Origin of the sequence: Streptomyces violaceusniger Tu 4113 (genome assembly GCF_000147815.2) — a bacterium.
GTDB classification, from domain to species: domain Bacteria; phylum Actinomycetota; class Actinomycetes; order Streptomycetales; family Streptomycetaceae; genus Streptomyces; species Streptomyces violaceusniger_A.
Window position 1 is genome coordinate 653,168 of sequence record NC_015957.1, and the last position, 20,626, is coordinate 673,793.

Below are 20,626 nucleotides of genomic sequence, written 5' to 3' on the forward strand. Positions count from 1 at the left end.
TGATGATCCGAGGCCTGCCGCCGGGCGTCAAGCCTCGCGGACGACTTACCTCATGGCGTGGATTAAGTGCGCCCCCGCCGCCGTACGGGCGGCCGTCCGTCGTGGCGCGCCCTGGGTTCCGTGGGGCCGCTCCTAGGGTGGTGATTCCCCCGTATCAGGACAGAGAGGGCGGATCGTGCTCAGGGGCTTCAAGAACTTCCTCATGCGCGGTGATGTCATTGTTGTCGCCATCGGCCTGGTCACAGCGCTGGCGTTCTCGACGCTGATCAAGGCGTTCACCGACTCCGTGATCAACCCGGTCATCGCCCGGCTCCAGGGCGGCAAGGCGGTCGGGCTCGGCTGGCAGCTCGGAAACGTGGGGAACAACGCGACCTACATCAACATCGGGTCGTTCATCTCCGCCCTGATCTACTTCATCATCTTCATGGCCGTCATCTACTTCGTGATCGTCACGCCGTACAAGTACACCCAGGCCCGCCGGGGCGCCGAGGTCTTCGGCGAGCCGGGCCCGGTCAAGACCTGCCCGGAATGCCTCGCCGAGGACCTCCCCGAGGCGGCGCGCAAGTGCCGTTACTGCGCCTCGGATCAGCCGCGCATGGATTAGCCGCCCAGCCCACTGGCCGCCGCCCCCTACCGCGCCCCGTCGAGGTCCAGCTCCAGCATGCGGATCGCGTTGCCGCGCAGGATCTTGTACGTGGTCTCGGGGGAGAGCCCGGCGACATGCTCGGCGGCGATGCGGCGGGTGTGCGGCCAGGTGGAGTCGACGTGGGGGTAGTCGGTCTCGAAGGTGGCGTTGTCCACGCCGACCGTGTCGAGCGAGGCGACCCCGTGCTTGTCGCGGAAGAAGCAGCAGTAGATCTGCCGGTAGTAGTACGTGGACGGCGGCTCGGGGATGAGGTCGCGGACGCCGCCCCAGGCCCGGTGCTCCTCCCAGACGTCGTCGGCGCGCTCCAGGGCGTAGGGGATCCAGCCCATCTGCCCCTCGGCGTAGGCCAGCTTGAGGCGCGGGAAGGAGACCAGGACGCCGCTGAAGAGGAAGTCCATCATCGAGGCCATGGCGTTGTTGAAGCTGAGGGCCGCCTGGACGGCGGGCGGCGCGTCGGGGGAGGCGGCGGGCATCTGGGAGGAGGAGCCGATGTGCATGCACACGACCGTCCCCGTGGCCTCGCACTCGGCGAAGAAGGGGTCCCAGTAGCCGCTGTGGATGCTGGGGAGCCCGAGGTGGGTGGGGATCTCGCTGAAGGTCACCGCGCGGACGCCGCGGGCCGCGTTACGGCGGATCTCCTGCACGGCGAGGTCGACGTCCCACAGGGGGATCAGGCAGAGCGGGATGAGGCGGCCGCCGCTGTCGCCGCACCACTCCTCGACCATCCAGTCGTTGTACGCCCGGACGCACGCCAGCCCGACCTCCTTGTCGTTCGCTTCGGCGAAGGTCTGGCCGCAGAAGCGGGGGAAGGTCGGGAAGCACAGCGACGCCTCGACATGGTTGAGGTCCATGTCGGCGAGGCGGTCCTTGGGGTCCCAGCAGCCGCGGCGCATCTGCTCGCGGGTGATGCCGTCGAGGGTCATCTCGTCGCGGGAGAAGCCGACGGCGGCGATGATCCGCTTGTAGGGGAAGAGGTCGCCCTCGTAACTCCACCAGTCGGTGAGCTGGCCGTCCGGGTCGGTGGTGAACTTGTACTTGCCGCCGACGTAGGCCAGTTCGCCGATCCCGGCCGTCAGCGGCTTGGGGCCGCGGTCCCGGTACTTGGCCGGGAGCCAGGTCTCGAAGAGGTGCGCGGGCTCGATCACATGGTCATCGACGCTGATGACCCGAGGCAGCTCGGTCGTGCCGTTCGTCTCGTCGGTCATCTCGCCATCTCCCCGGTCTATTCGTGGTGATCCTGTCGCTCCGTTTGATCTGATCCGACGGCCCGTTTTGATCTGACGGTTCGTCAGATTCTGGCGGCAGAGTAGGGCGGATCGCTTCAACCAACAAGAGAAAGTCCCGTTTCCGCACCTACGTCCGGGGCACACGATGTGCGACAACCGGGAGGAAACGGTGAACGCATCGTCGATCGCACGCGGACTGGGTTCGGCAGCGCGCACACGCACCCCACGCCAGGCGGGCAGCCGGGCCATCGAGGCGGCGGCCCGCTGGGGGCTGGCCACCCGGGGGGTGCTCTATCTGCTCATCGGCGTCCTGGCGCTGCGCATCGCCTTGGGCGACCGCGGCGAGCAGGCCGACCGGGGCGGGGCGCTCCAGGTCCTCGCCCAGCAGCCGTTCGGCGCGGCGCTGGTCTGGGCGGTCGGCATCGGGCTGGTCTGCATGGCGCTGTGGCGGCTGTCCGAGGCGGTCTTCGGGGCCGCGGGGCCGGATGGGGGCGCGGTACGCAAGCGGCTGGCGGGGGCGGCCCGCGCGGTCTTCTACGGCGTCGTCGCGTACTCCGTGCTCTCCTTCGCCACCGGTGAGCAGGGCAGCGGCTCCAGCGACCGCCAGTCCCAGGACGTGACGGCCCGCACGCTCGACCTGCCGTACGGCCGGTGGCTGGTCGCCGCCGGCGGGACCGCGGTGGCAGCGGCCGGGGTGTGGATCGCGGTACGGGCGCTGCGGCGCGCCTTCCGCAAGCACCTCAAGGTGGGCGCGATGTCCCGGCGGACGCGGCGGGCCGTGGAGGCGCTGGGGGTCTGCGGCGGGGTGGCCCGCGGGGCCGTGTTCGCGGTGGCGGGCGGCTTCGCGCTCTCGGCCGCCGTGCGCTACGACCCGGGCAAGGCGAAGGGTATCGACGACACCCTGCGGACCTTCGCCGGGACGGCGGCGGGGCCGTGGCTGCTGATGGCGGTGGCACTGGGGCTGGCGCTCTTCGGGGTGTTCTCGTTCGCGATGGCCCGGTGGCGCCGGGTCTGAGCGCGCTGCATGTGCCCGGGCGCTCGGGCCTGGCTCTGTCTGTGCTCGTGGGGCCGGACCTGAGCGCGATCCCTGTGCCAGGGGGCTCGGGTTCGGCCTCCTTGTCGCGTGCCGGGTGGCACCGGGCCCGATCTCGCCGCCTGCCCCTCTGTCCCCGGCGCCGGGCCCCCGCCCCCGCGCCTCGCGCGTGTCGCACGGATGTGCCCCGTAAGGCGGTCTTCCCCGGGGTTCCGGGCGCCGGGACCATCGGACGATGCCGACCCTCAAGCCCCGCCTGCCGACCATGAAGCCCCGCGTCCGTATCGCCGCCATAGGGGCGGCCTTCGCCCTCGCCGCCGCCACCCCCGTCGCCGCGTACGCCGCGCTGGACGACCCGCCCGCCGTCGCGACCTCAGGCGGCGCCGTGGACCGGGGTAAGCCCTACGTCGAGACCCGGCTCTTCTTCGGCACCGAGCGCCCCGACGGCGGGCCGCCCGTCACCGAGAAGCGGTTCCTGGCCTTCGTGGACCGGCAGATCACCCCGCGCTTCCCCTCCGGCCTGACGATCCACGACGGCCGGGGGCAGTGGCGGGACCAGAACGGGACGATCGAGCGGGAGCGCTCGTACGAGGTGATCCTGCTCTACCCGAGGTCCGAGGCCCCGACGCAGGACCCGCGGATCGAACGGATCCGGACGGCGTACGAGCGGCAGTACGCCCAGGAGTCCGTGGCCCGGGCCGACGCACCGGCCCGGGTGGACTTCTGAGCCATCGGGCCGGAGCCGACCACTCCGGCCACCCCGACCGCCCCCGCGTCTCAGCCCCGCTCGGCGGCCACCGCCGCCACCGCCTCCGCCACCGGCGTGTCGCCGTTGATCAGCTCCAGCGTGCGGCCCGCCGTACGGGGCTCGTCCAGGAGGGCGGCCAGGACCGCCGCCACATCGTCGCGGGTGATCTCGCCCCGGCCCGTGTGTTCGGCCAGCTTCACCCGGCCCGTGCCCGGGTCGTTCGTCAGCCGGCCCGGGCGCAGCACCGTCCAGTCGAGGCCGTCCCGGGCGCGGATGTCGTCGTCCGCCGCGGCCTTGGCGCGCAGATAGGCGGCGAAGACCGGGTCGGTGTCCGGCGGTGGCTCGTGGGACGCGCCCATCGAGGAGATGATCAGGAACCGGCGGGCCCCGGCCCGCTCGGCCGCGTCCGCGAAGAGCACCGCGGACCGGTGGTCGACGGTCTCCTTACGGGCGGCACCGCTGCCGGGGCCCGCACCCGCCGCGAAGACGGCCGCGTCCGCGCCCTCCAGATGCTTGACCACGTCCTCCAGCGAGGCCGACTCGAGGTCGCAGACGACGGGTTCGGTGCCCGACGCCAGCAGGTCGCCCGCCTGTTCCGGCTTGCGGATGATGCCCGCCACTTCGTCTCCGCGCGCGGTGAGCAAGTGCTCCAGCCGCAGCGCGATCTGTCCATGTCCACCAGCGATGACAATGCGCATGATCCCGACCGTACGCCGTGCGGCCTACTGTTGCTCGCCGCCGCTCTGCGACCGCGCCTGCCGGGGCAGGTCCAGCGCCACCGCGGCCGCCGAGTCGCAGTACTCCCGCACCGCGCTGGTACGGGCCACCACCCGGCCCCGGTGCACCACGACCCTGCTGTACGCGAGCGAGAGCACCCCCGCGAGCCCGTCCCCGCGCACCGCGAGCAGCTCCGCCGGGAAACCGGCCTCCACCCGCACGTCGGCCAGCCCCATGGCGGCCCGCGCCCGCCCGCACACCGCCTCGTACGCCTCCTGTGGCCGCAGCTCGCCCCGGGACGCCAGCAGAAAGGCGGCCTCCAGAGGATCGCCCCGGCCCACCGGATTGACCGCGTCCCGCAGCGCCCCGCTGCCCGCGGCCACCCGGACGCCCGCGGCGCGCAACAGCCGCACCGGCGCGCAGGCGCAGGGGCGCGCTCCTCGCATCCCCTGGCGCTCCAGCCCGGCGCAGTCGCCCTGGGGGAGGCAGACGACGGTCACCCCGGCCGCCGCCAGCCGCTCGGCGATCCTCCCCGCGCTCTCCAGGGGCAGCCGGGACAGCCCGCCGCAGGGGCCGATGGTGACGCCCGGCCGCAGGCCCCCGGCCATCGCCGCGAGCCGGGCGAGGCGGGCCGGGTCGTCACCGTCCGTATGCAGATCGACGGCGCAGCCGTGGCGGGCGGCGAGGTCGAGGACGGCCTCGGCGTGGCCGGTCGGATCCGGGTCGAGGTCGGGGCAGCCGCCGATGACCGCCGCGCCCATCTCCACCGCGTCCCGCAGCATCGCCAGACCGTCCGCCCCGGCGGCGCCGGTCAGCACCCGGGGCACCGCCACCGCGCTCAGCTCCGTGAGCCCGCGCAGGGTCCGGCCGGCCTCCAGGACCGCCTCCAGGGAGTGCAGCCCGTGCACCCCGCCGATGCGGACATGGGTGCGCAGCGCGGTCGCCCCGTGGCCGAGCTGGAGCAGCGCGGCCTCGACGGTACGGCGCTGGATGTCCACGGGGGCGTACGGGACCGGGCCCGCCATGTCGGCCGTAAGGGCGGTGTCGCAGTGGGCGTGGGGTTCGGCGGGGGCGGGCAGCAGCAGATAGCCGCCGAGGTCCAGCCGGGTGCCGGGGACGAGGCTGCCCGCCGTGCCCACGGCCTCGATCCGTCCGCCGCTGAGCCGGACGTCCACGGTGCGCCCGTCGGCGAGCCGGACGCCGCCGAGCACCAGAGCGGTGGGCTCGGGGCCCGCGCCGCCGTTCCTGGGCGGCTGCTGAGGCTGCTGCTGGCTCTCGGGCATCGCACTCCTGGGATTCGCAGGGCGTGCGCGGGGCGCACAGGGGCGCGCGACGGTTGCGTGACGAGGGCGGTGGCGGTGACGCCAGGGCGCCACGGGTACGCGCCTCGCACGCGAGGGGTAAGGCGACGAGCAACGCGCCGGGCACGCGTCGGATGCGTGCGCAGCCAAGATCACGCGGGTGCGATCCGAAGCCTAGGACGCGGTGGGGGCGGCTTCGCGGAGGAGCCGAATAGTCGTACCGGTGTGGTGCCTGAGCCCAGGGTGACGAGGGGGCGATACGGATTTCACCTTCGGCGGCCGACCGTGTAATGTCTTCATCGCTCGCCCCAATAGCTCAGTCGGCAGAGCGTCTCCATGGTAAGGAGAAGGTCTACGGTTCGATTCCGTATTGGGGCTCTGATGTGTGAGGTTTCCCGTTCGGCTACGCTGTGTCGAGCGGGGAGTCACTCGCATCACAGCGGTGTAGCTCAGTCGGTAGAGCAAGCGGCTCATAATCGCTGTGTCACCGGTTCAAGTCCGGTCACCGCTACTGACAGTAGCCGATTGCGGGGTCGGTCCTTCGATCGGCTACTCTTTCTGTGTTAACCCTTTATCAGTTCGTCAAGGAGCACTCACGTGGCTGCCACCGACGTCCGCCCGAAGATCACGCTGGCCTGCGTGGAGTGCAAGGAGCGGAACTACATCACCAAGAAGAATCGGCGCAACGACCCGGATCGTCTTGAGATCAAGAAGCACTGCCCGCGTTGCAACGCGCACACCGCGCACCGTGAGACGCGATAGCAATAAGCTCTCATTCGAGGCCGCCCCCACTCGCGGGGGGCGGCCTCGTTTCGTTGGTAATTCAATCGCAGGAGGTGTGCGCCGATGGCGCTCGACCAGTCCTTCGTGGGGCGGACCTACCCGCCCATCGCGGCCTACGAGGTCGGCCGGGAGAAGATCCGGGAATTCGCCGAGTCCCTGGGTGACACCAATCCGGTCTACACCGACCCCGAGGCGGCCAGGGCCCTCGGCTACCCCGACGTGATCGCCCCGCCGACGTTCATTTTCACGATCACCTTCAAGGCGGCCGGGAAGCAGGTTGTCGAGGACCCGCAACTGGGGCTGGACTACAGCCGGGTGGTCCACGGCGACCAGCGGTTCGAGTACACCCGCCCGGTCCGCGCGGGGGACCACCTGTCGGTCACCTCGATCATCGACTCGATCAAGTCGCTGGCCGGCAACGACATCCTGTCCGTCCGCGGTGAGGTCCACGACGAGGCGGGTGATCATGTAGCGACGTCGTTCACGACGCTGGTGGCCCGCGCCGCCGACGCAGAGGTGGAGGAGAGCAGATGACGACGGCCAAGATCTCGTACGACTCCGTGGAGGTCGGCACCGAGGTGCCGATGCGCGAGTTCCGGGTGAACCGCGCCGACCTCGTGCGGTACGCGGGCGCGTCGGGCGACTTCAACCCGATCCACTGGAACGAGAAGTTCGCCAAGGAGGTCGGCCTCCCCGACGTCATCGCGCACGGCGCCTACACCATGGCCCAGGCGGCCCGCGTGGTGACCGAGTGGGCCGGCGACCCCGGCGCCCTCATCGAGTACGGCGTCCGCTTCACCAGGCCGGTCGTGGTCCCCAACGACGACAAGGGCGCGCTCATCGAGATCGGCGCCAAGGTCACCGCCAAGCTGGACGACGAGGCCCGTACGGTGCGCCTCGACATCACGGCGACCAGCGCCGGGCAGAAGGTGCTGGGCCGGGCCCGCGCCGTGGTACGGCTCGTCTGAGCCCTCGACCGCGCCCGAGCGGCCCCCCGGCGGATGAGAGCACGCCACAGCGTGTGAAGCCCGCCTGAGCCCCTTACGGGCCGCACGCCCCGTCGGCCCCCGGACTCCCCACACCGGGGGCGGCCACCCCAGGGCCCCAGAGGCGCCCCCGTACTCTTGAGCGCGTGCAGGAACTCCACGACGCCCCTCTCGCGCCCCTCACCACCTTCCGCCTGGGCGGACCGGCCAACCGGCTGATCACGGCCACGACCGACGACGAGATCATCGCCGCGGTCCGGGCGGCCGACGCGGCCGGGACCCCGCTGCTGGTGATCGGCGGCGGCAGCAATCTGGTCATCGCCGACAAGGGCTTCGACGGCACCGCCCTGCAGATCGCGACCAGTGGCTTCACGCTCGACGGCACCCGCCTGGAGCTCGCCGCGGGCGAGAACTGGTCGGACGCCGTGGCCCGTACGGTCCGGGCGGGGCTCGCGGGCATCGAATGCCTCGCCGGAATCCCCGGCTCCGCGGGGGCCACGCCGATACAGAACGTCGGCGCCTACGGCCAGGAGGTCTCCACCACGATCACCGAGGTGATCGCCTACGACCGCCGCGCCGACGAGGTCGTCACGATCCCGAACGCCGACTGCGCCTTCTCCTACCGCCACAGCCGCTTCAAGGCCGACCCCGAGCGCCATGTGGTGCTCCGGGTCCGCTTCGAGCTGGAGGACGCGGGCGGCCTCTCCGCGCCCGTCCGGTACGCCGAGACCGCGCGGGTGCTCGGCGTCGAGGTGGGGGACCGGGTGCCGGCCGCCGTCGCCCGCGAGACCGTCCTGGGACTGCGCGCGGGCAAGGGCATGGTGCTCGACGCGGGGGACCACGACACCTGGTCCGCGGGGTCGTTCTTCACCAACCCGGTGCTCACCGAGGACGCCTACGCCGCCTTCCAGGCCCGCGTCGCCGACCGCCTGGGCCCGGACACCGCGCCGCCCGCCTTCCCGGCGGGCGACGGCCTGATCAAGACCTCCGCGGCCTGGCTGATCGACAAGGCGGGCTTCACCAAGGGCTACGGCACCGGCCCGGCCCGGATCTCCACCAAGCACACGCTCGCCCTCACCAACCGGGGCGAGGCCACGACCGAGGATCTGCTGGCGCTGGCCCGCGAGGTGGTGGCGGGGGTCGAGGGGGCGTTCGGGGTCCGGCTGGTCAACGAGCCGGTGACGGTCGGCGTGAGTCTCTGAGGTCGCCTTACGGATTTCCGTAGGTAAGGGGCCACTTCCGGATATCCGGAGGTGCTCAGCCCGCCAGCCAGTCGTCGATCCCCGCCAGCATCCGCTGCCGCACCTCCTCCGGCGCGGCCGACCCGCGCACCGACTGCCGTGCCAGCTCGGCCAGTTCGGCGTCCGTAAAGCCGTGGTGCTCGCGCACCAGCTCGTACTGCGCCGCCAGCCGGGAGCCGAAGAGCAGCGGGTCGTCCGCCCCGAGCGCCATCGGCACCCCCGCGTCGTAGAGCGTCCGCAGCGGGACGTCCTCCGGCTTCTCGTAGACCCCGAGCGCCACGTTCGACGACGGACAGACCTCGCAGGTCACCTCGCGCTCGGCGAGCTTGGCGACCAGCCGTGGGTCCTCCGCCGCGCGCACCCCGTGGCCGACCCGGGCCGCGCCGAGGTCGTCCAGGCAGTCCCGCACGCTGCCGGAGCCCGACAGCTCGCCGCCGTGCGGCGCGGCCAGCAGCCCGCCCTCCCGGGCGATGGCGAAGGCCCGGTCGAAGTCGCGGGCGAATCCGCGCCGCTCGTCGTTGGAGAGGCCGAAGCCGACCACGCCGCGGTCCGCGTAGCGCACCGCGAGCCGGGCCAGGGTGCGGGCCTCCAGCGGATGCTTCATGCGGTTGGCGGCGACCAGCACCCTGATCCCCAGCCCGGTGTCCGCGGAGGCGCTCTCGACCGCGTCCAGGATGACCTCCATCGCCGGGATCAGCCCGCCCAGACGGGGGGCGTACGAGGTGGGGTCGACCTGGATCTCCAGCCACTGGGCCCCGTCCCGCACGTCCTCCTGGGCCGCCTCGCGCACCAGCCGCCGGATGTCGTCGGCGTCCCGCAGGCAGGATCGTGCGATGTCGTACAGCCGCTGGAAGCGGAACCAGCCGCGCTCATCGGTGGCCCGCAACTTCGGCGGCTCACCGCCGCTCAGTGCCTCGGGCAGGTGGACGCCGTACTTGTCGGCGAGTTCCAGGAGGGTCGCGGGGCGCATGGAGCCGGTGAAGTGAAGATGCAGATGCGCTTTGGGGAGCAGGTGTACATCGCGTGCCATCTCCAGATACTGCCGCACGACCGGACCCGCCGGTACCGCTTTCCCCGAACGGGGCGGTGCACGCATGAGGAAGGGCCGGATCCGCCCCGCGGATTCCGGCCCGTTTCCCTACGCGCGTGCGACCCGCGCGCCTTACGCGCTCGCCTCGCCCAGCAGCTTCTGCAGCCGGGAGACGCCCTCGACGAGGTCCTCGTCGCCCAGCGCGTACGACAGCCGCAGATAGCCCGGGGTGCCGAAGGCCTCCCCCGGCACCACCGCGACCTCGGCCTCCTCCAGGATCAGCTCCGCCAGCTCGACGCTGGTCCGCGGCCGCTTGCCGCGGATCTCCTGGCCGAGCAACCCCTTGACCGAGGGGTAGACGTAGAAGGCGCCCTCCGGCTCCGGGCACTCGACGCCGTCGATCTCGTTCAGCATCCGCACGATGGTGCGGCGGCGGCGGTCGAACGCCTCGCGCATCGTGGCCACGGCGTCGAGGTCGCCGGAGACGGCGGTCAGCGCGGCGACCTGAGCGACATTGCTCACATTCGAGGTGGCGTGCGACTGCAGGTTGGTCGCGGCCTTGATGACGTCCTTGGGGCCGATGACCCAGCCCACCCGCCAGCCGGTCATCGCGTACGTCTTCGCGACACCGTTGACCACGATGCACTTGTCGCGCAGCTCGGGCACCACGACCGGCAGCGAGTGGAACTTGGCGTCGCCGTAGACCAGGTGCTCGTAGATCTCGTCGGTCAGCACCCACAGCCCGTGCTCGGCGGCCCAGCGGCCGACCTCCTCGATCTGCTCACGGCTGTAGACCGCGCCGGTGGGGTTCGAGGGGGAGACGAAGAGCAGCACCTTGGTGTGCTCGGTGCGGGCCGCTTCGAGCTGCTCGACGGAGACGCGGTAGCCGGTCGTCTCGTCGGCGACGACCTCCACCGGGACACCGCCGGCCAGCCGGATCGACTCCGGGTAGGTGGTCCAGTAGGGCGCGGGGACGATGACCTCGTCGCCCGGGTCCAGGATCGCGGCGAACGCCTCGTAGATCGCCTGCTTGCCGCCGTTGGTCACCAGGACCTGGGCCGCCTCGACCTCGTACCCGCTGTCGCGCAGCGTCTTCGCGGCGATCGCGGCCTTGAGCTCGGGGAGCCCGCCGGCCGGCGTGTAGCGGTGGTACTTCGGATCGCGGCAGGCCGCCGCCGCGGCGTCGACGACGTAGTCGGGCGTGGGGAAGTCGGGCTCACCGGCGCCGAAGCCGATCACCGGACGGCCGGCGGCCTTGAGGGCCTTGGCCTTGGCGTCGACGGCGAGGGTCGCGGACTCGGAGATCGAGCCGATCCGGGCCGATACCCGCCGGTCGGTCGGGGACTGTACGGGGGGAGTAGCAGCGGTCATAGATGCATCGTCGCAGACGGGCGAAATGGGTGGCACACGGGTTTGCGGAGACTTCGCGCGCTTCTCGTTCGACGCCCGGCCGCCAAGCACGTACACTCAACCGTCGTTGGCCGATCAACAGCCGCATCCGACCGCACACTCCGTGCAGCCGGATGTATGCGGTAGGTTGGTGGTGCCGCGAAGGGTCGTAGCTCAATTGGTAGAGCACTGGTCTCCAAAACCAGCGGTTGGGGGTTCAAGTCCCTCCGGCCCTGCTACACGCACTTTGATCAGGGTGCGTGCATGCGTACGCAAGGACAAGCACCGCTGTGCGGCCGGGCCGGACGCGGCACGGCCACGACCCGGATTCAGGTGAGGACGAGTGACGGAAGCCCTTGGCTCCACCGCGACGCCTGAGAGCGGTCGTCCCGATGAGGACGAGGTGGCGACCAAGCGGGGTCGCCGTGGTGGCAAGCGCGCGAAGAAGGGGCCCTTCGGCCGCCTCGCGCTCTTCTACCGCCAGATCATCGCTGAGCTGCGGAAGGTCGTCTGGCCGACCCGCGGTCAGCTGTCGACGTACACCAGTGTGGTGATCGTTTTCGTCCTCATCATGATCGGCATCGTGACCGTGATTGACTATGGGTTCAACAACGCCATCAAGTACGTCTTTGGCTGAGACCCACGCGAAAGGCGGCCGCCGTCCCGGCGTCGCCTCTTTCGCACGTTCCACCCCTTTGAAGCCAGGAAGAAGCAGCTACAGTGTCTGACCCGAACCTGAACGACGCCGCCGAGCCCGTCGAGTCCCGTGAGGACGAGCTCGACATCGTTGAGGCGGCGGACTCCGACCAGGCTGAGGCAGCCGACGCCGCGGCGGGCGTGCCCGCCGAGGAGGAGGCGCTGCGTGTCGAGGGCGAGGACGCCCTCGAGGCCGATGCGGCCCTCGAGGCCGAGCCGGACGGGCTGGACGAGGCAGAGGACGCGGCCGAGGCAGAGGACGCGGCCGAGGCGGAGGAAGCGGCCGAGGCGGAGGAAGCGGACGCCGCCGAGGCAGAGGTCGTCGACCCGGTCGAGGCGCTCCGCGAGGAGCTGCGCGGACTGCCCGGTGAGTGGTACGTGATCCACACCTACGCGGGCTACGAGAAGCGCGTGAAGGCCAACCTGGAGCAGCGTGCCGTCTCGCTGAACGTCGAGGACTTCATCTACCAGGCCGAGGTCCCCGAGGAAGAGATCGTCCAGATCAAGAACGGCGAGCGCAAGAACGTCCGGCAGAACAAGCTGCCCGGCTATGTGCTCGTCCGCATGGACCTGACGAACGAGTCGTGGGGTGTCGTCCGCAACACTCCGGGCGTCACCGGCTTCGTGGGCAACGCCTACGACCCGTACCCGCTGACCCTGGACGAGATCGTCAAGATGCTCGCCCCCGAGGCCGAGGAGAAGGCCGCCAAGGCCGCGGCCGAGGAGAGCGGCATGCCGGCGCCGAGCCGCAAGGTCGAGGTCCAGGTGCTGGACTTCGAGGTCGGCGACTCGGTCACGGTCACCGACGGCCCGTTCGCGACCCTGCAGGCGACGATCAACGAGATCAACGCCGACTCGAAGAAGGTCAAGGGCCTGGTGGAGATCTTCGGCCGGGAGACCCCGGTCGAGCTGAGCTTCGACCAGATCCAGAAGAACTGAGTCTCCTCTACGGAACTTCCGAACAGGTCAGACGGGCTTTCACGGCCGGTCTGACCTGCTCGGTTTTTAGGCGCACACCTATACCCGTTATCGTTGTGCGGTATGCCTCCATCCGGATGATCCGGTTCGGAGGCGAACCACCTCTCACTAGGACCCGGAGAGAGCATGCCTCCCAAGAAGAAGAAGGTCACGGGGCTGATCAAGCTCCAGATCCAGGCCGGCGCCGCGAACCCGGCCCCGCCGGTCGGCCCCGCGCTGGGCCAGCACGGCGTCAACATCATGGAGTTCTGCAAGGCCTACAACGCCGCGACCGAGTCGCAGCGTGGCATGGTCGTGCCGGTGGAGATCACGGTCTACGACGACCGCTCCTTCACCTTCGTGACCAAGACCCCGCCGGCCGCCAAGCTGATCCTCAAGGCCGCGGGCGTGGAGAAGGGCTCCGGCGAGCCGCACAAGACCAAGGTCGCCAAGATCACCAGCGACCAGGTGCGTGAGATCGCCACCACCAAGATGCCCGACCTGAACGCCAACGACCTGGACGCCGCCGCGAAGATCATCGCCGGCACCGCCCGTTCCATGGGCATCACGGTCGAGGGCTGACACCTCCACGGCGAGGGCCTCGAGCCCCCGCAGCCACGTGTGGCAGGGCCAAGCGCTGGCCCGGACCACGAACTCCACAACATCAGGAGCAACAGTGAGCAAGCGCAGCAAGACTCTCCGCGCTGCGGAGGCCAAGATCGACCGGGAGCGCAACTACGCCCCGCTCGAGGCCGTCCGTCTCGCGAAGGACACCTCCGCGACCAAGTTCGACGCGACCGTCGAGGTCGCCATGCGCCTGGGCGTCGACCCGCGCAAGGCCGACCAGATGGTCCGCGGCACCGTGAACCTGCCGCACGGCACCGGTAAGACCGCCCGGGTCCTGGTCTTCGCGACCGGTGACCGTGCTGCGGCCGCGGAGGCCGCCGGCGCCGACATCGTCGGCTCCGACGAGCTCATCGACGAGGTGTCCAAGGGGCGTCTGGACTTCGACGCCGTCGTCGCCACCCCGGACCTCATGGGCAAGGTCGGCCGCCTCGGCCGGGTGCTCGGTCCGCGTGGTCTGATGCCGAACCCGAAGACCGGAACCGTCACCCCGGACGTGGCCAAGGCCGTCACGGAGATCAAGGGCGGCAAGATCGAGTTCCGCGTCGACAAGCACTCCAACCTGCACTTCATCATCGGCAAGCTCTCGTTCGACGAGACCAAGCTGGTGGAGAACTACGCCGCGGCGCTGGAGGAGATCAACCGTCTCAAGCCGTCCGCCGCGAAGGGCCGCTACATCAAGAAGGCGACCCTGACCACCACGATGGGCCCCGGCATCCCGCTGGACGCCAACCGCACCCGCAACCTGCTGGTCGAGGAAGAGGCCGTCTGAGGCCGCCCCTGAACCAGCGCACCACGGTGTGCAACCGCCGGGCCCCCGCACCGCGTCGAAGGTGCGGGGGCCCGGCGTCTTTCGTTGTCGGTCCGCTCCGCTAAAGTCACTGCAGACGTAAAAGAGAAATAAAAATAAGGGGGAGCCGTGCGCGGTACTCATGTCGGTGCGCGTTGGGCTATAGCCGCTGGAAGCGTCGTTCTCATGGTCGGCCTCACCGCGTGCGGGAGCGAGAAGTCCGACGACGGCAAGGCCGGCGAGAAGACGGGCGACAAGTCCGGCCAGTCCGCGATGAGCCCGCTGGCGGCGCTCAAGCTGGCCTCGCAGCGGACGGACCAGAAGAACTCGGCCAAGGTCGAGGGCACCACCAAGATGGGCGAGCAGAACTCCCAGATGTCCGGCTCCATGGACTGGGCCAACGGCATCCGGGCCAACATGTCCATCACCCAGAGCGGTGGCGCCATCGCCTCCTCCCCGATCGAGGGCAAGGCGATGGACGCGCGCTACACCCCGGACGCGATGTTCCTGAACATGGGCGACGAGTTCGCCGCGCAGGCCGGCAGCGGCAAGCACTGGGTGAAGTACGACTACGACGTGCTGGCCCAGAAGGCCGGTCCCTCGGGCGCGTTCCTGAAGGACCAGATGCAGAACAACAACCCGTCGCGCTCGGTGGAGCTGCTGCTCGCCACGGGCAAGGTCAAGAGCGTGGGCTCGGAGAACGTGAAGGGCGTCAAGGCCACGCACTACACGGGCACGGTCAAGGTCTCCGAGATCGCCAAGATGCAGTCCAAGGAGCTCAGCCAGTCGGATCTGGACGCCCTGCAGAAGCAGCTTGAGACCTCCGGCATGGACACCGAGACCATCGACCTGTGGGTCGACGACCAGAACCTGCTGGTCAAGAAGCGTGAGCAGGCCCAGAGCAACAACGGCTCATACGACTCCACCGTCTACTACTCGGACTACGGCACCGCCGTGACGGTCGAGGAGCCGACGTCCTCGGACACCGTGGACTTCCAGGACATGCTCCAGCAGTAGAGCCGATTTGCCTGGCCGCGGCCCGTTCGCGTAATCTCCTACAGAAGCCAAAGACCGCTGGTTGTCGCTGTGCCCCCCTAAGGGGTCCGGTGGCTGAAGGATCCGCTAGCTGCGGGCGGCCTGCGTAGGTGTATGTGGTTGAACTCCCGAACGGGCCGTGAGCCTGTGCCGGTCGAGTTACGCCCCGAGCGCCTGCGCCGGGGCGTTTTCGCATTGTCAGTCTCCTTCCTTCAGGCCGTAGCGGTCCTCATCACCCGGAAGGAGGCCGAGGCTCATGGCGAGTCCTGACAAGGTCGCAGCCGTCGACGAGATGCGGGAGAAGTTCCGCACCTCCCACGCGGCTCTCGTCACCGCGTACACCGGTCTCACCGTTGCGCAGCTCAAGGAGCTGCGCCGTTCGCTCGGTGAGAACGTTCAGTACCGTGTGGTGAAGAACACGCTGACCAAGATCGCGGCCAACGAGGCCGGGATCAACCAGCTCGACGACCTGTTCGCGGGTTCGTCGGCCGTCGCCTTCGTGACCGGTGACCCGGTCGAGGCGGCGAAGGGTCTCCGTGACTTCGCCAAGGAGAACCCCGCTCTCGTGATCAAGGGCGGTGTCCTTGATGGCAAGGCGCTGTCCGCCGACGAGATCAAGAAGCTCGCGGACCTCGAGTCCCGTGAGGTGCTGCTCGCCAAGCTGGCGGGTGCGATGAAGGCCAAGCAGTCCCAGGCTGCCGCGCTCTTCCAGGCCCCGCTGTCCAAGTTCATCCGGACCGCCGAGGCGCTCCGGCAGAAGCAGGCCGAGCAGGGCGGTGCCGAATCCCCGGCTCCCGCCGAGGCCGAGTCCGAGTAATCAGGCTCCGGTCGCAGCGGGCCGGGAAGCCCGCCGACATGTACATCCGGCACCACCTGCCGAATTAGTGGAAGGACCGCCATCATGGCGAAGCTCAGCCAGGACGACCTGCTCGCGCAGTTCGAGGAGATGACCCTCATCGAGCTCTCCGAGTTCGTGAAGGCCTTCGAGGAGAAGTTCGACGTCACCGCCGCCGCCCCGGCCGCCGTCGTGGCCGCCGCCCCGGGCGCCCCGGGTGCCGCTGCCCCGGCCGAGGAGGAGCAGGACGAGTTCGACGTCATCCTCACCGGTGCCGGCGACAAGAAGATCCAGGTCATCAAGGTCGTGCGTGAGCTGACCTCCCTGGGTCTGAAGGAGGCCAAGGACCTCGTGGACGGCGCCCCGAAGCCCGTTCTCGAGAAGGTCGCCAAGGACGCCGCCGAGAAGGCCGCCGAGTCCCTCAAGGGCGCCGGCGCCTCCGTCGAGGTCAAGTGACCTCTCGGCCCGCCGCCACACGCCGGTAGGACGTCCGGCGGCGCGGCCCGGTTCCAGCCAAGGGCGATCACCCGTTCGGGTGGTCGCCCTTCGGCGTTCCCGTCACGGCTACATTGTCTTACGGGGTTGTGGAGGTAGGGTGATCTTCGTTGCCTGTCGCCACGCCCTGTGACGATCTCGCCGGAGTGGGGGGCCTTGACGAACGGCACGCAGCGCGCAATTCTCAGGACGCGACGCCACATCGATCCAAAAATCCGAGGCATGGATCGTCGGCGAAGCGGGCAGTATCGGTATGCGCATCGAGCGCGCGGGCTGCCGACAGGGCGGATGAAGACAACGAGGGGCGCGCCCCCTCACCGGAGGGAGAGATTGGCACTGCCGGTCTCAGGAACTCGGCGCTGGACATCAGTGTGCCAAGTGGCTACACTGACCCTTTGCGCTGCCTGTTAGCTGCTCCCTGCCCGTCACCAGGGGCATACCTACCTTCGAGCCCTACTGATGGAAACTCCTTGACCGGGGATTTCATCCATGGGCTCTCGGTAGGACCGGTACGCGCGTAGTGAGTCCGAGCCCTCGGAAGGACCCCCTCTTGGCCGCCTCGCGCAACGCCTCGACTGCCAATACGAACAATGGCGCCAGCACCGCCCCGCTGCGCATCTCCTTTGCGAAGATCAGGGAGCCTCTCGAGGTCCCGAACCTCCTCGCGCTGCAGACCGAGAGCTTCGATTGGCTGCTCGGCAATGCCGCCTGGAAGGCTCGCGTCGAGGCTGCGCTGGACAGCGGTCAGGACGTCCCCACCAAGTCCGGTCTGGAAGAGATCTTCGAGGAGATCTCCCCGATCGAGGACTTCTCCGGGTCGATGTCCCTGACTTTCCGTGATCACCGTTTCGAGCCGCCGAAGAACTCGATCGACGAGTGCAAGGAGCGTGACTTCACCTACGCAGCTCCGCTCTTCGTCACGGCCGAGTTCACCAACAACGAGACCGGCGAGATCAAGTCCCAGACGGTCTTCATGGGCGACTTCCCGCTCATGACCGACAAGGGCACCTTCTGCATCAACGGCACCGAGCGTGTCGTCGTCTCGCAGCTTGTCCGCTCGCCGGGTGTCTACTTCGACTCCTCCATCGACAAGACGTCCGACAAGGACATCTTCTCGGTCAAGGTCATCCCCTCCCGGGGTGCCTGGCTGGAGATGGAGATCGACAAGCGCGACATGGTCGGTGTGCGTATCGACCGCAAGCGCAAGCAGTCCGTCACCGTTCTCCTGAAGGCTCTCGGTTGGACGACCGAGCAGATCCTGGAGGAGTTCGGCGAGTACGAGTCGATGCGCGCCACCCTGGAGAAGGACCACACCCAGGGCCAGGACGACGCGCTGCTCGACATCTACCGCAAGCTGCGTCCGGGCGAGCCCCCCACGCGTGAGGCCGCGCAGACGCTGCTGGAGAACCTCTACTTCAACCCGAAGCGCTACGACCTCGCGAAGGTCGGCCGCTACAAGGTCAACAAGAAGCTGGGTTCGGCCGCTCCGCTGGACGCGGGCGTGCTCACGGTCGAGGACGTCATCGCCTCGATCAAGTACCTGGTGAAGCTGCACGCCGGTGAGACCGAGACCGTCGGGGACAACGGCCAGTCCGTGGTCGTCGAGACCGACGACATCGACCACTTCGGCAACCGCCGTATCCGTAACGTCGGCGAGCTGATCCAGAACCAGGTCCGCACGGGTCTGGCCCGTATGGAGCGCGTCGTGCGTGAGCGCATGACGACTCAGGACGTCGAGGCGATCACGCCGCAGACCCTGATCAACATCCGGCCGGTCGTCGCCTCCATCAAGGAGTTCTTCGGCACCAGCCAGCTTTCGCAGTTCATGGACCAGACGAACCCGCTGTCGGGTCTGACCCACAAGCGCCGTCTGAACGCGCTCGGCCCCGGTGGTCTCTCCCGTGAGCGGGCGGGCTTCGAGGTCCGTGACGTGCACCCGTCGCACTACGGCCGCATGTGCCCGATCGAGACGCCCGAAGGCCCGAACATCGGTCTGATCGGCTCGCTCGCCTCGTACGGCCGGGTCAACGCGTTCGGTTTCATCGAGACCCCGTACCGCAAGGTCGTCGACGGTGTCGTCACCGACGACGTCGACTACCTGACCGCCGATGAAGAGGACCGCTTCGTCATCGCGCAGGCCAACGCCCCGCTGGCGGACGACCTGCGCTTCGCCGAGAACCGCGTCCTGGTCCGCCGCCGTGGCGGCGAGGTCGACTACATCCCCGGCGACGACGTCGACTACATGGACGTCTCGCCGCGCCAGATGGTGTCGGTCGCGACCGCGATGATCCCCTTCCTCGAGCACGACGACGCCAACCGCGCGCTCATGGGCTCGAACATGATGCGTCAGGCCGTGCCGCTGATCAAGGCGGAGTCCCCGCTGGTCGGCACCGGCATGGAGTACCGCTGTGCGGTCGACGCCGGCGACGTCATCAAGGCCGAGAAGGACGGTGTCGTCCAGGAGGTCTCCGCCGACTACGTGACGGTGGCCAACGACGACGGCACCTACACCACCTACCGGGTGGCCAAGTTCTCCCGCTCCAACCAGGGCACCTCCTTCAACCAGAAGGTCGTCGTGGACGAGGGTGCGCGGGTGATCGCCGGCCAGGTGCTGGCCGACGGCCCGTCCACCGAGGACGGCGAGATGGCGCTCGGCAAGAACCTCCTGGTGGCGTTCATGCCGTGGGAGGGCCACAACTACGAGGACGCGATCATCCTCAGCCAGCGTCTGGTGCAGGACGACGTCCTCTCCTCGATCCACATCGAGGAGCACGAGGTCGACGCCCGGGACACCAAGCTCGGCCCCGAGGAGATCACCCGGGACATCCCGAACGTCTCCGAGGAGGTCCTCGCCGACCTCGACGAGCGCGGCATCATCCGGATCGGTGCCGAGGTCGTCGCCGGCGACATCCTGGTCGGCAAGGTCACCCCGAAGGGTGAGACCGAGCTGACCCCGGAGGAGCGGCTGCTGCGCGCGATCTTCGGTGAGAAGGCCCGTGAGGTCCGTGACACCTCGCTGAAGGTGCCGCACGGTGAGATCGGCAAGGTCATCGGCGTCCGCGTCTTCGACCGCGAAGAGGGCGACGAGCTGCCGCCGGGCGTGAACCAGCTGGTCCGCGTCTACGTGGCGCAGAAGCGCAAGATCACCGATGGTGACAAGCTCGCCGGCCGTCACGGCAACAAGGGCGTCATCTCCAAGATCCTGCCGGTCGAGGACATGCCGTTCCTGGAGGACGGCACCCCGGTCGACATCATCCTCAACCCGCTGGGTGTCCCGTCCCGAATGAACCCGGGACAGGTCCTGGAGATCCACCTCGGCTGGCTGGCCTCCCGCGGCTGGAAGGTCGAGGGCTCCGAGGACTGGATGCAGCGGCTCCAGGCCATCGGCGCCGACGAGGTCCAGCCCGGCACCAACGTCGCGACCCCGGTCTTCGACGGCGCCCGCGAGGACGAGATCGCCGGTCTCTTCGACTCGACGATCCCGAACCGCGACGGCGACCGCCTGGTCCAGTCGTCCGGCAAGGCCCATCTCTTCGACGGCCGCTCCGGTGAGCCGTTCCCGGAGCCGATCTCGATCGGCTACATGTACATCCTCAAGCTGCACCACCTGGTGGACGACAAGCTGCACGCCCGGTCCACCGGTCCGTACTCGATGATCACCCAGCAGCCGCTGGGTGGTAAGGCTCAGTTCGGTGGCCAGCGCTTCGGCGAGATGGAGGTGTGGGCGCTGGAGGCTTACGGCGCCGCGTACGCCCTCCAGGAGCTGCTGACCATCAAGTCCGACGACGTGACCGGCCGCGTGAAGGTCTACGAGGCCATCGTCAAGGGCGAGAACATTCCCGAGCCCGGCATCCCCGAGTCCTTCAAGGTGCTCATCAAGGAGATGCAGTCCCTGTGCCTCAACGTGGAGGTGCTGTCGTCCGACGGCATGTCCATCGAGATGCGCGACACCGACGAGGACGTCTTCCGCGCTGCGGAGGAGCTCGGTATCGACCTGTCCCGGCGCGAGCCGAGCAGCGTCGAAGAGGTCTGACGGGTCTGGCCGGGGCGCTCCCACCAAGACGCCCCGGTCTCTCCCCGGACCCCCAATCAGA

The 20,626-nt window shown here is 69.3% G+C and carries 20 protein-coding genes and 3 tRNA genes; 18 read left to right on the forward strand and 5 right to left on the reverse strand.

The features are described from left to right. Positions 1-175 precede the first annotated feature (175 nt). On the forward strand, positions 176-604 hold the full coding sequence (locus STRVI_RS02945; protein WP_014054133.1) for an MscL family protein: 429 nt from the start codon (positions 176-178) through the stop codon (positions 602-604). A 26-nt stretch (positions 605-630) separates the two neighbouring features. On the opposite strand, the gene STRVI_RS02950 is transcribed toward STRVI_RS02945, so the two are convergent. After that, the gene (locus tag STRVI_RS02950; protein ID WP_014054134.1) at positions 631-1,851 is read right to left on the reverse strand and encodes an amidohydrolase family protein; all 1,221 of its coding nucleotides are present in this window, start codon (positions 1,849-1,851) and stop codon (positions 631-633) included. A 166-nt stretch (positions 1,852-2,017) separates the two neighbouring features. On the opposite strand from STRVI_RS02950, the gene STRVI_RS02955 reads away from it, so the two are divergent. Both STRVI_RS02955 and STRVI_RS02960 read left to right on the forward strand, forming a co-directional pair. Continuing rightward, positions 2,018-2,887, forward strand: a complete 870-nt coding sequence (locus STRVI_RS02955; RefSeq protein WP_014054135.1) for a DUF1206 domain-containing protein — start codon at positions 2,018-2,020, stop codon at positions 2,885-2,887. A gap of 253 nt (positions 2,888-3,140) precedes the next feature. Continuing rightward, entirely contained in the window at positions 3,141-3,632 is a 492-nt protein-coding gene (locus STRVI_RS02960) for a DUF3574 domain-containing protein (RefSeq protein ID WP_014054136.1), read from the forward strand. Positions 3,633-3,682: 50 nt separating this feature from the next. Here STRVI_RS02960 and STRVI_RS02965 read toward each other — a convergent pair whose 3' ends face one another. Together STRVI_RS02965 and STRVI_RS02970 are read right to left on the reverse strand one after the other, a co-directional pair. After that, positions 3,683-4,351, reverse strand: a complete 669-nt coding sequence (locus tag STRVI_RS02965) for an NAD(P)H-binding protein (protein ID WP_014054137.1) — start codon at positions 4,349-4,351, stop codon at positions 3,683-3,685. A gap of 24 nt (positions 4,352-4,375) precedes the next feature. Further along, the gene (locus STRVI_RS02970) at positions 4,376-5,653 is read right to left on the reverse strand and encodes a hydrolase (RefSeq protein ID WP_014054138.1); all 1,278 of its coding nucleotides are present in this window, start codon (positions 5,651-5,653) and stop codon (positions 4,376-4,378) included. A 323-nt stretch (positions 5,654-5,976) separates the two neighbouring features. On the opposite strand from STRVI_RS02970, the gene STRVI_RS02975 reads away from it, so the two are divergent. The 6 genes from STRVI_RS02975 (at position 5,977) to STRVI_RS03000 (ending at position 8,642) form a co-directional block, all read left to right on the forward strand. After that, positions 5,977-6,049: transfer RNA gene (locus tag STRVI_RS02975), tRNA-Thr, on the forward strand. Between the two features lie 60 nt (positions 6,050-6,109). Then, positions 6,110-6,182, forward strand: a tRNA-Met gene (locus STRVI_RS02980). Positions 6,183-6,268: 86 nt separating this feature from the next. Beyond that, positions 6,269-6,433 (forward strand): 50S ribosomal protein L33, encoded by a 165-nt coding sequence (gene rpmG, locus STRVI_RS02985; RefSeq protein WP_009715907.1) that lies wholly within the window; start codon positions 6,269-6,271, stop codon positions 6,431-6,433. Between the two features lie 84 nt (positions 6,434-6,517). Continuing rightward, positions 6,518-6,988, forward strand: coding sequence for a MaoC family dehydratase N-terminal domain-containing protein (locus STRVI_RS02990; RefSeq protein WP_014054139.1), 471 nt, complete (start codon positions 6,518-6,520; stop codon positions 6,986-6,988). Next, positions 6,985-7,422, forward strand: coding sequence for a MaoC family dehydratase (locus STRVI_RS02995; protein WP_014054140.1), 438 nt, complete (start codon positions 6,985-6,987; stop codon positions 7,420-7,422). Before STRVI_RS02990 ends, STRVI_RS02995 begins: the two co-directional genes overlap by 4 nt. A gap of 164 nt (positions 7,423-7,586) precedes the next feature. After that, on the forward strand, positions 7,587-8,642 hold the full coding sequence (locus tag STRVI_RS03000; RefSeq protein ID WP_014054141.1) for a UDP-N-acetylmuramate dehydrogenase: 1,056 nt from the start codon (positions 7,587-7,589) through the stop codon (positions 8,640-8,642). Positions 8,643-8,697: 55 nt separating this feature from the next. Here STRVI_RS03000 and STRVI_RS03005 read toward each other — a convergent pair whose 3' ends face one another. Together STRVI_RS03005 and STRVI_RS03010 are read right to left on the reverse strand one after the other, a co-directional pair. Beyond that, positions 8,698-9,711: an adenosine deaminase gene (locus STRVI_RS03005; protein WP_043237748.1), complete on the reverse strand. Its 1,014-nt coding sequence runs from the start codon at positions 9,709-9,711 to the stop codon at positions 8,698-8,700. Positions 9,712-9,843: 132 nt separating this feature from the next. Continuing rightward, on the reverse strand, positions 9,844-11,082 hold the full coding sequence (locus STRVI_RS03010) for a pyridoxal phosphate-dependent aminotransferase (protein ID WP_014054143.1): 1,239 nt from the start codon (positions 11,080-11,082) through the stop codon (positions 9,844-9,846). Positions 11,083-11,263: 181 nt separating this feature from the next. Here STRVI_RS03010 and STRVI_RS03015 point away from each other — a divergent pair. The 9 genes from STRVI_RS03015 to rpoB all read left to right on the forward strand — a co-directional run bounded on the left by STRVI_RS03015 (position 11,264) and on the right by rpoB (position 20,565). Further along, positions 11,264-11,336 (forward strand) — tRNA-Trp (locus tag STRVI_RS03015). A 107-nt stretch (positions 11,337-11,443) separates the two neighbouring features. Next, entirely contained in the window at positions 11,444-11,737 is a 294-nt protein-coding gene (gene secE / locus STRVI_RS03020) for a preprotein translocase subunit SecE (RefSeq protein ID WP_043235335.1), read from the forward strand. An 83-nt stretch (positions 11,738-11,820) separates the two neighbouring features. Beyond that, positions 11,821-12,735 carry a transcription termination/antitermination protein NusG gene (gene nusG / locus STRVI_RS03025; RefSeq protein ID WP_014054145.1) on the forward strand — a complete coding sequence of 305 codons (915 nt, stop codon included), beginning with the start codon at positions 11,821-11,823 and terminating at the stop codon, positions 12,733-12,735. Between the two features lie 165 nt (positions 12,736-12,900). Beyond that, positions 12,901-13,335, forward strand: a complete 435-nt coding sequence (gene rplK / locus STRVI_RS03030) for a 50S ribosomal protein L11 (protein ID WP_014054146.1) — start codon at positions 12,901-12,903, stop codon at positions 13,333-13,335. Positions 13,336-13,429: 94 nt separating this feature from the next. Further along, positions 13,430-14,149, forward strand: coding sequence for a 50S ribosomal protein L1 (gene rplA / locus STRVI_RS03035; RefSeq protein WP_014054147.1), 720 nt, complete (start codon positions 13,430-13,432; stop codon positions 14,147-14,149). Between the two features lie 204 nt (positions 14,150-14,353). Beyond that, positions 14,354-15,184, forward strand: coding sequence for a hypothetical protein (locus STRVI_RS03040; protein WP_014054148.1), 831 nt, complete (start codon positions 14,354-14,356; stop codon positions 15,182-15,184). A 274-nt stretch (positions 15,185-15,458) separates the two neighbouring features. Next, positions 15,459-16,019 (forward strand): 50S ribosomal protein L10, encoded by a 561-nt coding sequence (rplJ, locus tag STRVI_RS03045; RefSeq protein WP_014054149.1) that lies wholly within the window; start codon positions 15,459-15,461, stop codon positions 16,017-16,019. Between the two features lie 84 nt (positions 16,020-16,103). Further along, on the forward strand, positions 16,104-16,493 hold the full coding sequence (rplL, locus tag STRVI_RS03050) for a 50S ribosomal protein L7/L12 (RefSeq protein WP_014054150.1): 390 nt from the start codon (positions 16,104-16,106) through the stop codon (positions 16,491-16,493). Between the two features lie 589 nt (positions 16,494-17,082). Next, a complete protein-coding gene (gene rpoB / locus STRVI_RS03055; RefSeq protein ID WP_014054151.1) occupies positions 17,083-20,565 on the forward strand; it encodes a DNA-directed RNA polymerase subunit beta in 3,483 nt (1,160 codons plus the stop codon). The last annotated feature ends 61 nt before the right edge of the window (positions 20,566-20,626 follow it).